The sequence below is a fragment of the Kordiimonas aestuarii genome, assembly GCF_025574465.1.
Lineage (GTDB): Bacteria > Pseudomonadota > Alphaproteobacteria > Sphingomonadales > Kordiimonadaceae > Kordiimonas > Kordiimonas aestuarii.
This window is the reverse complement of the sequence record NZ_JAOBPP010000021.1, coordinates 1,160,699-1,175,246: the sequence shown is the minus strand read 5'-3', so window position 1 is coordinate 1,175,246 and position 14,548 is coordinate 1,160,699. Positions and strand designations below refer to the sequence as shown.

Genomic DNA, 14,548 nt, shown 5'->3' with positions numbered 1-14,548 from the left:
GTTTTTGAAATTTTATTACTCGAATTTCGACACACCGCTACAGCTGTTACAATTTTACAACATACTTGTGAAAACTGGCGTCAGTTTTACCCACAGCACGCCACTTGTCCACCGACCACCAAATATCGTAAACCAAAGATATAGCGCGCTTTGGCGGATGGCGGGAAACAGGAAAAAGTGATTCGGAAACCTGATATTCAATACCGATTCCGACCATAAGCAGACACTTTTATCCCGCGCGGGACGACAATAGCCCAAATAAATGCATGCCACGCTGTACTTGAGAGGAGGAAAGCCATGATACCAAAAGAGCCTGTCGGTCTTATCCTCGCGGGTGGCATGTCGCAACGCATGGGAGAAGACAAAGCCCGGATATGCTTCCATGGAATACCCATGCTGGCGCGAGCACGGAAATTACTCGAGCTGGCAGGCATCCACGACGTTATTGTCCTCGGTCCACCCTCCGACCGGTTACATCAGGATGCATACCCCGGCCCGGCCCGCGCGATCTGCAACTGGCTTCAAGCGCAAGTAAACACGCAGGACATTCTGGTAATACCCGTTGATATGCCTGCACTTAAGCCAGAAACGCTGGCGCTGCTGCGTTCCGTCCCCGGCGGGGCCTATTTCCAAAACCAGTATCTTCCCTTTTATGCTCCCTGCGCACAATTGCCTGCCCATGAGGCGCCACCTGCGCGCATGCTTCACCTTGTTGAAGCCTTGCGACTCAAGGCACTGGACATCCCTTCACACCTTCGTCAGCAGCTGACAAATGTGAACACACCGGGCGCTTTGGAACAGCTTGAAGCTGTTACAAAACCGAACAACTGCGGATAAAGTCTTTGGACACCTGCGCTATTTACATCACAGAAACGAAAATTTAACCAAACTGTCGCCTGATTCCGCTGGACAGTACCGACGGTTGTTGTAGGGTGCGTCTTGCATGGAGGCTGAGCTTGGTTGGCTGGCTTCTGCATGCGGACTGCGACTGATCTGCCTGGTACCGACCTGTTAACCGACACCGATGCCATGACTGACTTCGCGATATATGGAGACCATGATTATGGCAAAAGGTACTGTTAAGTGGTTTAACACCACAAAAGGTTTTGGTTTTATCAAGCCGGAAGCCGGTGGCGATGATGTATTCGTACACATCTCTGCGCTTGAGCGCGCTGGCCTGCAATCTCTTGATGATAACCAGGCTGTTTCTTACGAACTCGTTGAAGACCGTCGCGGTCGTATGTCTGCGGGCAACATCGAAGTTCTCTAATCAGTTTCATAACTGATTGCAGGAAGGGGCGGTTTTACCGCCCCTTTTTTGTTGCTTTGCAGCGGCACAACCCTTCCCTCTTCCCCCAAGTGGCCACCGGTCACACTCCGCCTGGACGCGGCCCCATAGCGAATGATCAGTTGCAAAAGTAACGACCCGGTGGCAGGAATATGAAGCCCTGCCCATAGGCAGCGAATAAAAGAATCGGGCCGCGGGGGCGGCCAAATAAAGGGGGAACTTATGGCTCGCACGTCATTGATGCGCATAGCAGGCGCACTTACTCTTCTCATGCTGGGCACCAGCCTGAGCGCGACCGCACAACGCGCGGCGGAACTGGGGCCGAACTATTTGCGCCACAGTGCCATTTCCCCTGACGGCAATAGCATCCTGTTCAGCTTTCACGGTGATATATATAAGGTTCCGGCCAACGGTGGCACCGCTGTGCCCCTTACGGTGAACGCGGCGTGGGAGGGGCACCCGGTCTGGTCGCACGACGGCAAAAAAATCGCGTTTGCGAGCGACCGCAACGGCAATCTTGATATCTATGTCATGCCTGCGGCCGGCGGGGACGCAACACGCCTGACCTTCCATAGCGCCAACGATATCCCGAGCGACTTCAGCGCCAGCGGGGACAAGGTCGTCTTCTCAAGCGGTCGCACAAAATCGGCCGCGACGGCACAGTTTCCCACAACGCGCCTGCCCGAGCTTTACCAAGTCAACGTCACGGGGGGCACCCCTGCACAGCTATCGACCACAGGCGCGATGGATGCGGTCTGGGACAACGACGGCACGCAGCTTCTGTACCGCGAGGAAAAGGCATACGAATCCGCCAACCGTAAACACGACCAGTCCGCCTTCGCGCGGGATATCTGGCTTTATGATGCCAAGGACAACAAACATACCCAAATGACTGCCGATCCGGCAGGCGATCATACTCCGGTATGGGACAAAGACGGTGGTTTCTATTTTCTTAGTGATCGCAGCGGCACCTTCAACGTATGGCACCATGACACAAACGGTGACGACAAGCGGCTGACAAACCACGGTCCGCATGCCGTGCGTTCCCTCACAGCCTCACGCGACAAAAGGCCAACCCTCGCATATCTATACCTTGGTGACCTTTACACCATGAAAGGCGACAGCCGTCCGAAACGCGTGGATATCGACTTCGCCACCGATAGCCACGGTCGCAAGCAGGAACCATTGCCGGTGGCGGACAATATTGGCGAATTTGCCGTGTCGCCAAACGGGAAAGAGATTGCCTTTGTCGCGCGCGGTGACGTGTTTGTAACGGCGACAGATTATGGCACCACACGCCGCATCACAAACACGCCGGAAGCCGAACGTAACGTAAGCTTTACCCCGGACGGAGATGGCCTGCTTTATGCTGGCGAACGCGACGGCGAGTGGCGCATTTATGAGACGAAACGCGCCGACAAGAGCGAAAAATATTTCTTCACTGCGACAAAGCTTGATGAAAAACTGCTGTTCGACTCTGACGAAGACGTCTTCCAGCCACAGGCCTCACCCGACGGTAAAAAGATTGCCTTCATCGCCGGGCGGGATGCGCTCAAAGTTTATGATCGCGGTAGCGGCAAAACTGTCACAGCGCTGGCGGATGGCTATAATTATTCCTATGTCGATGGTGACATCACCTATGACTGGTCCCCCGATAGCGAATGGCTGACCATCGACTTTGCGCCAAATGGCCGACTGTTTTTCACCAACATCGCCGTGGTTGCAGCAGACGGCAGCGGTGAAGCCCGCGACATCAGCCTCTCGGGTTACACAGATACGGCGCCGAGCTGGCACCCGTCCGGCGGCATTGTCACATGGGCAACCGCGCGCTTCGGCCAGCGTGACCATGGCAGCCATGGTACCCAGTTCGACATTTATGCCGCCTTTCTTAACAAGGAGGCATGGGAGGAATTCAACCTCTCCAAAGAAGAGTTCGCGCTGAAGAAAGAGGCGGACGAAGAAGCCAAGAAGGCTGAGGAAAAAGACAAAAAAGACGAAGAGAAAAAGGACGAGGATGCGGAGAAAACCGTCGAGCCGATCAAGTTCGACTGGAAACGCATCGAAGACCGCCAGAAACGCCTGACCATTCATTCCTCCAACCTCGCTGGCGCAGCACTCTCGAAAGACGCTGACAAGCTTTATTATCTCTCGTCTTTTGAAGGCGGCTATGACCTTTGGGTTCATGACTTCCGCGAAGACGAGACCAAAAAGCTGGTGCCGCTCGGTGCTGATCGTGCCTCCATGCAATTGTCTGATGACGGGAAATTCCTTTTCCTGCTGGCGGACGGGAGCTTGCGCAAGATTGACCTTGAAAAAGGCGCGCCGGAAGGTGTGAAGGTATCGGCCATGCTCACGGTCAACCAGGCCGAGGAGCGGGACTATATGTTCCGGCACATCTGGCGGCAGGTGGATGATAAATTCTACAAACCTGATTTCCACGGCGTTGACTGGGATGCCATGCGGCTTGATTACGCCCGGAAGGTAGCCAGCACCAACAATAACCGCGACTTCGCCGACCTGATGGATGAAATGCTGGGTGAACTGAATGCGTCGCACACCGGTGGGCGCTATTTCGCCAACCTCGGCGGCGACAGCACAGCATCCCTTGGCTTGCTGTTTGACCCAACTTATAAGGGAACAGGCCTCAGGGTCGCTGAAGTGTTGGAAAAGGGGCCGGTCGCCGACGCGGACAAACCCGTCACGGCTGGCATGGTACTGAAGGCCATTAACGGCACGGCCATTGATGCAGACAGCAACTATGCCGCCCTTCTGAATGGCAAGATGGGTGAGCGCACCCGCCTGACGTTCGCCCCTGAAAAAGGGAATGCGTTTGATATCGTCGTCAAACCCGCAAGTCTGGGTGATGAGAGCGACTGGATGTATGACCGCTGGGTCGACAGCCGCCGCGCCCTTGTCGACAAGCTTTCGGCCGGGCGTCTTGCTTATGTGCATGTGCCAAACATGAGCGACCGCACCTACCGCGGTGTGTACCGCGAGATGTTTGGTCGCGGTATGTCAAAAGAGGCGATCGTGGTCGACACCCGGTTTAACCGGGGCGGTGATCTGACGGACGATCTTGTCCAGCTTCTGGGCGGCAAACAATATATGACCAATATGCCCAACGGGCGGGAAGCACAGGGCGAACCGCTAACCCGCTGGACCAAACCATCCATTGTGCTGATGAACGAGGGCAACTATTCGGACGGGCACTGCTTCCCCGCCGGGTACAGCGCGCTTGAGATGGGCAAAACCGTTGGCATGCCGGTACCGGGCACTTGCACCTACGTATGGTGGGAACGGCTGATGAGCGGAGACCTCGTCTTCGGTATCCCGCAGCTTGGTATCAAGGACCGCTCCGGCGACTGGATGGAAAACAAACAACTCGAGCCGACCATCGAGGTCAAAAACGACCCAGACAGCCTTGACGAAGGCCGCGATCCGCAACTTGAAAAAGCTGTGGAAGTGATGCTCGCAGACCTGGATGCAAAACAACAATAAAAGACCGAACACTGAAGGGAACTATCATGTCTAAAGCCATAATCGGGCTTGTCGCTGTCGCAGCAGTGGCGGCGGGTGCCTACTATTATGTTGAGCAGCAAAAAACCTGTTGCGCGCCGGAACCGGCGCCGGTGACGAAAGAAGTTGCCATGCCGGCGGTAGATGAAAACGCGCATGACGGTGGTTATAACCTGGCCGAACAGCGCGCGAAAATCGCCCGCATCGACATGGACACCGACACCAGCTTCCTGACGGACGAGGAAAAAGCTGTGATCAACAAATTGATCATCGCGGCCAACTATATGTCCGAAATCTACCTGCGCCAACGTAATGAGGACAACCCGGAGGTCCGCGCCAAAATCGCCGCCTCTGACCTGCCAAACAAAGACCTGCTTCTCAACATGTTCGACCTGCATTTCGGCCCCTGGGACACGCTTGATGAAGCACACCCTTTCTATGGCACCAAAGAAATGCCCAAAGGCGCCGCCTTTTACCCTGAAGATATGAGTAAGGAAGAGTTCAACAGCTGGATCGCGGCGCACCCAGAGGACAAGGAAGCCTTCACCAGCCTCTATACCGTTGTCCGCCGCGACGGTGACAAGCTGGTGGCGATCCCTTACCGTGAGCATTATAAGGAATGGCTTGAACCCGCCGCTCAAGCTCTGCGTGAGGCAGCTGAAATCACATCGAACCCGAGCCTGAAAGATTTCCTCGCCAAACGCGCCGACAGCTTCCTGTCGGATGAATATTTCGAAAGTGAAATCGCCTGGATGGACCTTGACGGCACGCCCATCGAAGTCGCGATCGGCCCATATGAGGTCTATACCGACGGCCTGTTTGGCTACAAGGCAGCCTATGAAGCCTTCATCACCATCAGGAACCCGCAAGAAAGCGAAGCGGTCGCCCGCTATAAAAACTACCTGCGTGACATGGAAGCCAACCTGCCGGTAGATGACGCTTACAAAAACTTCAAACGTGGCTTCGAAAGCCCGATAGCAGCAACAGAACAGATCCACGGCGGCGGCGACAATGTGCCGGGTGTGCAGACCATCGCCTTCAACCTGCCAAATGACGAACGCGTGCGCGAAGCCAAAGGCGCGAAAAAGGTCCTGCTCAACAACGTGCTGGAGGCCAAGTTCAAGCTGATCCTCGCGCCGATGGCGGAACATATCCTCGTGCCGGCCCAGGCCGACAAGTTGATGGCCAAATATATGGCGCTTGAGACCCTGTTCCATGAACTGAGCCACAGCCTCGGGCCGGGCACCATCACGAAAGGCGGTGTCGAAACCACCGTGGGTGCTGAACTCAAAGAACTCTATTCCGCGATTGAAGAAGGCAAGGCAGACGTCATGGGCGTCTATAATATCCTTTTCATGATGGAAAAGGGTGAGTTGCCGAAAGCCGAGCGTGACAACCTGCTGGCCAGCTATTTTGTCGGCATTTTCCGCGCCATGCGCTTTGGCACCGACGAGGCCCACGGCCAGGGCGCGGCGTTCCAGTATGCCAAGCTCAAGGAAGCAGAGGCTTTCACGGTCGATGCGGAAACGGGTCTCTACACACTGGATTTCGACAAGCTTGAAGCTGCGGTCACAGATATCGTGCGTGCGGTAGTGATGTTGCAGGGTGACGGAGACTATGCCGCCGCGAAAAAATTCCTCGACAGCTATTCGTCCCTTGATGGTGCCGCCAAAGCCGCCATCAAGCGCACGTCTGATATCCCGGTCGATATACAGCCTGTATATCCGGAAAAGCTTTGATCAAGACCCAAAATATTTGAGAAAGGCGCCCACCCGGGCGCCTTTTTTTTATGAAACATCCAACGGAAGCTGGATGGTAAAATGGCTGCCGCCATTTGCCGCGTCCCCAAGCGAGATGCCGCCCTTCAGCTTCTGATAAACGGTATTGAAAACGATGTTGAGGCCAAGGCCTGAACCACCCTTGTTGCGCGCCGTGGTAAAAAAGGGTTCAAAAATCTTGTCGCGGATTTCCTCAGGGATACCCATGCCATTGTCGATCACTTCGAGAATCACACGGTCTTCTGCGCGGCGGGCGGAAACGGTGATCTCTTTCGCCCGGCCATGGCCCTCGGGAAAAGCATGCAGTGCTGCATTCATGATCAGGTTGGTAAGGATGTGTGAAATATCCCCCGCGACCGTATTCATGTGAAGATCGCCTTCAGCGCTCGCGCGTACCTGCACACCTCTCTTGCGCAGGGTCGGTTTGAGACTGTCGACAATTTCTCCAAGGTAGGCCCCCACGTCCAGCTCTCTGATGTCGTCGGCGGCCTGGTCAACCGCTACCATCTTGAAGCTCCGAATAAGATGCGCGGCGCGCTCCAGGTTGCGTTCCGCCATCGCCGTGCCCTCACCCACGGCTTCGATAAAAGTCGACAGGTCCGAGCGTTTTATCTGACCGCTCTCCACCGCACGGCGAAAGGTCGTCAGCTCTTCCGACATATGGGTGATACCCGTGAGCGCCACGCCAAGCGGTGTGTTGATCTCGTGCGCGACGCCGGCAACAAGGCCCCCAAGCGATGCCATTTTCTCTGAGCGCACCAGTTCATCCTGTGCCAGATGCAGGTTCGCCATCGCATCTTCAAGTTCACGCGTTCGGCTTTTCACCCGCTGTTCGAGCATTTCGTTGAAATCTCGCAGCCCCTCTTCGGCAACCTGCCGGTCATGGGCCTCCAGCATGCGGATAATCAACCCGCACAGGTAGGAAACAAAGGATATCTCGCTGGCGTTCCATTCACGGGCGTCTTCCGACTGCGCGACAAGCACGACGCCAATGGCACGCGGGCCCCGGCAAATCGGCACCAAAAGCGCGGACAAAAACTCAACCTTCCCGCCTGCGTAGAGGTCAAACCCTGCCAATTCAGGGGCGTTGGAGGGATTCCTGACCGCGTAGGGCTCCAGTTTCTTGACGACGGAAAAAAGCCCCGCACAGCCCGTGTCATCTACCCGACCAAGGTCTTGGTGCCCGCCATTGTCTGCCCAATAGCTTTCCTGCGCATAAAGCGATGTGCCGTCCACATTCAGAAGCCAGATATCCGTGCGCGATGCCCCCAGCGCCTCGCACGCCACCTCGGTAATAATCTCGTAGGCACGCGCTTTGGTGCCGTTATAGATGGCTTCTTCATTGGCGAGGCGGGTCAGCGCGCCATCCAGGCGCAAGACGGCATCTATCGCCCGCTTTTTTGCCGACAGGTCACGGATCACCGTTACCACCGTACCGTCCGGTAGTACGAGATCGTCGAGCGCAAACACGCCGTCCTTGCCGAAACGAAACCCGCCCATGTCCGATGACAGCAGCTTGCCACCCTTCGAGCGTGCGGTCAGTTCATCGACGGTTTCACGAAAATCGTCTTCTGCCCGCAATATGTCGCGCACTTCATCACGGCTCAGGCCGATAACCTCCCGGCCCTTGAAAACCGGGAAAACCTCGGCTGCGCCATCGTTATAATACTGCAATCGCTCATCCGGCCCATACACAAGATAGGCAACCGACACGGCGACCAGCTTGCCATCAGATGCGTCCCGGGACAGCATCAGCTATCCTCCCGCATCGGCTCGTCCCGGTAGCGAACATAAATCTCCCGAATTTCAGGCAGGCGCGCCAACAATACATCCACCAACTCCGGCTGGAAATGCCTGCCACGTTCTTCCTTCAGGAGTTTGATGACATCTGCCTCGTCCCAAGCCTGTTTGTAACACCGTTCGGACAGCAAGGCGTCAAACACGTCGGCGATGGCTGTGATGCGCCCGACGAGGGAGATTTCCTCCCCTTTCAGGCCACGCGGATATCCACTGCCATCCCATTTTTCATGATGATCGCGAGCCACGTCAGCTGCCATGCGCAGCATCTCCCGGTCAGAGCCCTGCAATATTTCATAGCCGAGGACCGCATGCGTGCGCATGATGACCGTCTCATCTTCATTATGGGGGCCCGGCTTGTTGAGAATCGCATCCGGAATGCCCACCTTGCCAATATCATGCAGGGGCGACGCGTGACGCAGCACTTCCACGTCGTGCGAATTCATGCCCATGGCCTGTCCCAACAGCTTGGAAAGCTCAGCAACCCGTTTCACGTGGTTCCCTGTCTCGTTGCTACGGGTTTCCACCGCTTCAGTCAGCCGAAAGACCACCTCGCGCTGGGTATCAACCAGCGCATTCCTAAGATAGAGGTTCTCCACTGCAATCAAGACATTGCGTACAAATATCTGGATAAGCTGGGTGTCTATCTTCTTGGGTGTTCCTTCGCCGACAAGATACAAGATGCTTGCGCGGCCGGAATTGCCTACCACCATGCCCACGTAAGAGCCCCCGACCCAGAAGCCGTATTCTCCACGCCCCCGTTCGCGGTGCTCTTCAATGGCGGAGGCCACGCGGCCGGGAAACACACCCCAGGCAGATTCGCCAACACTGTGCTCAAACCGCCCTGTGCCCGCTACAAGTGTCATCTCCTTGCGGTCATGGGTCGCAGCCGCGGCCTCCTCAAGCGAGAAAGCTACATCAAGCCCTCCCATGATAAGGGACGAAACCTGCTCCAGAACGCCACGGGCAAAGTTGTCGAGGAATTGCTCCCTGAACATCTGCGCGGACGCACCAATTACCCGCTCAAGGCCGCGCCTGCTTGACTCGATGATGTTGATATCGCGGAAACTTCTCAGCGTGGCATACATCAGCGTAAACAGCTTGGTGGCCGACAGGTCGGTCTTTTCCTTATAGTCGTTGATGTCATAGCGAACGATCACATCACGTTCAGGGGCCTGGCCTGGCTGGCCGGTCCTCAAGACGATACGCACCATGTGGTCGCCAATTTCCTCGCGAATAAATTCTACAAGCTTTAAGCCCGTGTCATCCGCCTCCATCACAACATCGAGGAGGATGACGGCAATACCCGACTCGCGCTTCAGGGTTTCGCGGGCCTCAGCCCCCGATGTGGCTTGTAAAAACTCAAGTGGCCGATCATCAAATTCGAACCCCTTCAGGGCAAACTTGGTCGCCATATGCACATCGGGCTCATCATCCACAATCAGGATGCGCCAAGGTGCTCGACCTTCAAATTCAGGGGTTCCGGCATCGCGAGCCGGTTCATCATCTTCTTCCAAGATCAGAAAGTCATCGGACACTTCGACCCCTCCGGAGGGAGGTTTTCCCGCGGTGCCACCGATACTATCAAGACCGGTGCATCGCTACTCGACACCCAAGCTTCAAGCGTGCCAGAAATCCTTTTACGTTTTGTTAATGCTGTCAGGAAGTTGAGAGATGGGCGGCGGAACGCAGGCGGACGCGGACATGGCCAAAAATACGATCGATATGCTGGCCGTCTTCGGAAAGCGGCACGTACAGCACTCGGACACGCAGGTGGTTTTTCTCCTCCGACAAGGTGGCCGCCTCAGCCAAAACCGCGCAACCTGTTTCGACTACTCGGCGGCAACTGACAAGGATGCGCTCCGCAATTTCGGCACTCGCTGCGCCTTCGGTGACGGTCTGGCCGGTGATCTCGCCATAAAAGCTGGCCACGGTCGTGCCCATCAACTGCACCACCAGGTCCTCCAGGCTGTCGCCATCATAGAGCGCGCCGAAGATACATATTTCCGACAGATAGCTCTTGAGTTCCACCGGGCTGATATCACCCCGTTTTGCCAGCCGCTGGCCGCCGGTCTTGGCTTCGAAGTAGGACAGTATACTGTCAACATGAGGGCATTCCGCACGCTTGCCCTCAGCATCATTGAGACAAAACCAGTCAAGATCCTGATCGAGCCGCTTCAGCGGCAGTCCGCTATCTGACAGAGAATGTATCGCTGTATCCTTCCCGTGCTACCGGGCAATAGTACCCGTTTAAGCCCATTTCAGGAAGCTTTTCAGCACATGCACAAGCGCCGAGCGAAAGGCAACCGGCAAAACATGTACTGCCACCTACAACAAGGCTGACAATGATCAGGATCACATGCGGTGGACACAAAGCGCTTCATCTTGTCGCGCAGGGCACACTTTTTGACCCGAAGGGATTGACGGACCAGTCATGCCCCGCCCTAATGACGCAACTTTGGGCGGACACGCGCTAGGGGCACCGCGCGAATGTGCCAAACAATAACGTCACGCCATAAACGGCGGACCAACAAGATATAAAAGGGGAGAGGTATGTCAGGTAATCCTGAAGATCAGGGCGGCAGCTTGGCCGATGACCACGCCAACCTTCATACAAATGCCGTCACCGATGTCAAACAACTGGGAACCTTTGCAGCTCTTGCAAGCCTGTCATATGTCTTCTGGATATGTGGCGGTATGGAAATGGTGGAGCGGCTGGCTTTCTACGGCACCCGTCAGGTTGCCGGGCTTTACGGCACCGACGCGGCATCAAATGGCGGCTTGGGCCTGGTGGAAGCGCAAGTTGGCATTATCATGACCGTCTGGGTGATCACCCAGACCTTTGTCCCGGTGTTTACCGGCGGTATCTCCGACCGCGCCGGGTATAAGGAAACCATCTTTGCTTCCACCGGAATCAAAATTGCCGGCTACCTTCTGATGGCTGTCTTCCCCAGCTTCTGGGGCTTTATGGCTGGTGCCGTTGTACTGGCCTTTGGCACCGGTATCTTCAAACCAGGCATTCAGGGCACCATTGTCAAGGCAACCAACCGGCAGAACAGTTCCATTGCCTGGGGGGTGTTTTACCAGACGGTGAACATCGGGGGCTTCCTGGGGCCGGTACTCGCGGCCTATATGCGGCAAATGGAATGGGCCTATGTATTTTATGCCTGCGCGGGCATCATCTCACTCAATTTTCTGCTGTTGCTGACCTATAAGGAAGTCGACAAGGAAGAACGTCTCGCCCACCGTGCCAAGGTCAAAAGCGGGGAGATCAGCGAAAAACCACTCTGGCGCGATAGTCTGACGGAACTCGCGAACCCCTATCTTGTCTGGTATATCGTGCTCTTCTCCGGTTTCTGGTTCATGCTCTATATCTTCTGGGATATCGGTCCGCTTTTCTTCCGCGACTGGGTGGACACTGGCGTGATCGTGCGTGACGTCTGGGGAGCAGACGGCCCCAGTGACTGGGCGATTCGCTTCTTTGCCATGAACAACGAGGGCACCCGTATCATGCCGGAAGGCATGGTGAACCTGAACTCGCTGCTGATCATGATTGTCTGTTTCCTCGTTGCCGGCGTAGGCGCACGCCTGAAGGCAGCGAACGCCATGGCGCTGGGCACATTCTGCGCGTCCGCAGCACTGCTGATCTTCGGCGGGTTTAACTATGCGTGGCTGATTGTGCTGGCCATTGTCATCTTCTCCATCGGCGAGATGCTGGCTGCCCCCAAGGCCATTGAATATATCGGCAACATCGCACCCGCCCAGAAGAAGGCCATGTATCTTGGATTCAGCCAGCTACCCCTTGCCATCGGCTGGATGAGTGAAAGCTTTATCGGCTTTTACCTCTATGGCGAACTGGCGTCCAAGGAGCAGATCTCCCGTCGTATGTTAACGAATGAGGGGTTGAACGCAGACCAGATCGCCGCCGTGCCAAACGGAGAAGCCTTCGACAAACTCATCGAGGTCACCGGCCAGAGTGCCGACGCGCTGACCACACAGTTGTATGCCGCCAACAATATAGGCGCTGTCTGGTACCTGATGGCAGCAGTAGGCCTTGTGTCAGCCATCGGTCTGTATGCCTATGGCCGGTGGACCTACCGCATCGCCATGATGCAGGAAAAATAGCCCTGACAGCAGAGGTGGGAAATCGTCAATATCGGCGGTTTCTCACTCTGGTTTTCTGCTGAACCAGCCATGGATCATCAAAAACTGGAAAAAATGAACCGGGTCTTCAAGCCCGCTTTCGGTCAACAGTGCCTTGATCTCACCATCGGTTGAGACCGCAATCCCACGCCCCGCAGCCTCAAGAAACTTTTCAGCCGTGCCCGGCGGCATGTCCGCCCCGTGCAGCATGGTGGCCCACACTGACCACAGGCCTTGAAACTCCGCGCTTTTCAAATCCGCACTCAGGTCAGCATTGACCAGGATACCGCCCTTGTGCAACCGGTCTGCGATGCCGCGAAAGAAGGCCACGCGCTCCTCATACACAACGCAGAACTGGGAAACGAGGATAGCCGTGGCAGCATCAAATGGGCCGTTGTCTTCAAGGCTGTCGAGGTAACCGGTGTGAAAGTGGCAACGGCCCTCAACACCCCTCGCGGCCGCCTTGTCACGGCACACCGCGACCATGCCGGCAGACGGCTCCACCACTGTAAATCGTGCGGTCGGGAACATGTCAGCCAATGCAAACAGTTCGTCCCCCGTGCCCGCGCCGACACAAAGGATACGTGCGTCGACAGGCAATGTCGCCAAAACATGCTTCATACAGAAATGCAGCGCGTCCTTCACTGCCATCAGACGCGCCCGCGTCTTGTCATAATTCCTGGCGTTCTCGCCCTCAAATGCGGCTTTGGCCTCGGCGTTGTTCTCGCTCATCTGCTTGCTCCCGTATAAACGTTATTACGTAACTAATTCAAAAACCGGGAAATACAAGCCTCAATAAGTTCGGGCATTTATTCATGCCGCCGCTGAGCCCAATCGAATCCTTATGCTGTTCCGGACATAATGGTCGCAGACCTAAGGAGGATGGGTAAATGAACGCCAGCCACAGCATTGAGGCCGCGAGCAGCACAAACAGACCTTACCGCTTTCACCACACCGTCACCGGTGCGTGGGAAGCCATGCTGGAGGCCTGCAAGGGTGCCGAAAAATCCATCAACCTGGAAGAATATATCCTGTTGCCCGGCGAGATTGGCGACCGCTTCACCGAGGTGCTGAAAGAACGGGCAAAAGCAGGCGTCAAGGTGCGGGTGCTGCTGGATTGGTGGGGCTGCAGCGATTTCTATTATTCCAGTGCACCACAGGAACTCACTGCTGCGGGAGCTGAGGTGGGATTTTACCGGGCGCCAACCCTTAAAAGCGCTGCGCCGCTGAAATTTTTCCCGCGTAACCACCGCAAGGTTCTGATTGTGGACGACCATAAAACCTTTGCGGGCGGTGTTTGCATCCTCGACAAAATCCACAACTGGCGCGACAGCATGGTGGAGTTTGACGGCGAGGTTACTGACCAGTTCCTCACACTTTTCAATACCACCTGGAATTTTGTCAAAGATGGCACGCCGATCGCGGAAAACGGTGTGGATTTTTCCGGCGATAAACCCTATGCGGTCATCGCAAACGCGCCACACACCAGCAACGCAGACTTCACCAAAGTCTTTAGGGAAGAGCTGGAAAAGGCACACCGGTGCGTGCGGCTATCCACCCCTTATTTTGCGCCAGTGAGCGACGTGCTTGAGCCGCTCTTCAACCTTTTGGGCCGGGGTGTCGAACTGGAACTAATCCTGTCGGACTATTCCAAATATGCACCTTATGTCGTGGGCAAAAAGCTGTGCGGACCACTGATCGAACGCGGTGCAAAGGTCTATTATTACGAACCCTCCATGTTGCACCTGAAGCAGGTTATCGTTGACGACAGCTGGTGTGCTATCGGCAGTTTCAACCTTGATGGGCTGAGCATGAAACAAAATGAGGAAGTGATGATCACGACCGGCGACAGCAATTTTATCGCCGAGCTTCAGGAACAGTTTGAACAAGACCGCACGCGCAGCAGGCCGTTCACCACCGATGATTGGCATGGTCGGCCTCTGTCCGAAAAAATAACCGGCACGCTGTTGCGACCGTTCCGTCGGTATATGTAAAAAAACGGGACATGCCACCCCCATCGATGGCA

The 14,548-nt window shown here is 55.7% G+C and carries 10 protein-coding genes; 6 read left to right on the top strand and 4 right to left on the bottom strand.

What is annotated here, in order from left to right:
* Positions 1 to 297 precede the first annotated feature (297 nt).
* The 4 genes from mobA (at position 298) to OEU85_RS17910 (ending at position 6,543) form a co-directional block, all read left to right on the top strand.
* Positions 298 to 837, top strand: coding sequence for a molybdenum cofactor guanylyltransferase (gene mobA / locus OEU85_RS17925; protein WP_262692903.1), 540 nt, complete (start codon positions 298 to 300; stop codon positions 835 to 837).
* 226 nt (positions 838 to 1,063) lie between these two features.
* Positions 1,064 to 1,270 (top strand): cold-shock protein, encoded by a 207-nt coding sequence (locus tag OEU85_RS17920; protein WP_262692902.1) that lies wholly within the window; start codon positions 1,064 to 1,066, stop codon positions 1,268 to 1,270.
* Positions 1,271 to 1,510: 240 nt separating this feature from the next.
* Complete coding sequence (locus tag OEU85_RS17915; RefSeq protein WP_262692901.1) at positions 1,511 to 4,786, top strand: S41 family peptidase; 3,276 nt, start codon at positions 1,511 to 1,513, stop codon at positions 4,784 to 4,786.
* A 26-nt stretch (positions 4,787 to 4,812) separates the two neighbouring features.
* Entirely contained in the window at positions 4,813 to 6,543 is a 1,731-nt protein-coding gene (locus tag OEU85_RS17910) for a dipeptidyl-peptidase 3 family protein (protein ID WP_262692900.1), read from the top strand.
* Positions 6,544 to 6,591: 48 nt separating this feature from the next.
* On the opposite strand, the gene OEU85_RS17905 is transcribed toward OEU85_RS17910, so the two are convergent.
* The 3 genes from OEU85_RS17905 to OEU85_RS17895 all read right to left on the bottom strand — a co-directional run bounded on the left by OEU85_RS17905 (position 6,592) and on the right by OEU85_RS17895 (position 10,473).
* Positions 6,592 to 8,334 (bottom strand): GAF domain-containing sensor histidine kinase, encoded by a 1,743-nt coding sequence (locus OEU85_RS17905; protein WP_262692899.1) that lies wholly within the window; start codon positions 8,332 to 8,334, stop codon positions 6,592 to 6,594.
* The gene (locus OEU85_RS17900) at positions 8,334 to 9,917 is read right to left on the bottom strand and encodes a response regulator (protein WP_262692898.1); all 1,584 of its coding nucleotides are present in this window, start codon (positions 9,915 to 9,917) and stop codon (positions 8,334 to 8,336) included. The genes OEU85_RS17905 and OEU85_RS17900 overlap by 1 nt, the downstream gene beginning before the upstream one ends.
* A 121-nt stretch (positions 9,918 to 10,038) precedes the next feature.
* On the bottom strand, positions 10,039 to 10,473 hold the full coding sequence (locus OEU85_RS17895; protein WP_262693036.1) for a PAS domain-containing protein: 435 nt from the start codon (positions 10,471 to 10,473) through the stop codon (positions 10,039 to 10,041).
* 459 nt (positions 10,474 to 10,932) lie between these two features.
* On the opposite strand from OEU85_RS17895, the gene OEU85_RS17890 reads away from it, so the two are divergent.
* The gene (locus OEU85_RS17890; RefSeq protein ID WP_262692897.1) at positions 10,933 to 12,504 is read left to right on the top strand and encodes an MFS transporter; all 1,572 of its coding nucleotides are present in this window, start codon (positions 10,933 to 10,935) and stop codon (positions 12,502 to 12,504) included.
* Between the two features lie 42 nt (positions 12,505 to 12,546).
* Here the strand turns inward: OEU85_RS17890 and OEU85_RS17885 are convergent, their stop codons facing one another.
* Positions 12,547 to 13,254: a class I SAM-dependent methyltransferase gene (locus OEU85_RS17885; protein WP_262692896.1), complete on the bottom strand. Its 708-nt coding sequence runs from the start codon at positions 13,252 to 13,254 to the stop codon at positions 12,547 to 12,549.
* A gap of 158 nt (positions 13,255 to 13,412) precedes the next feature.
* On the opposite strand from OEU85_RS17885, the gene OEU85_RS17880 reads away from it, so the two are divergent.
* The gene (locus OEU85_RS17880) at positions 13,413 to 14,516 is read left to right on the top strand and encodes a phospholipase D-like domain-containing protein (protein ID WP_262692895.1); all 1,104 of its coding nucleotides are present in this window, start codon (positions 13,413 to 13,415) and stop codon (positions 14,514 to 14,516) included.
* Positions 14,517 to 14,548: the final 32 nt, after the last annotated feature.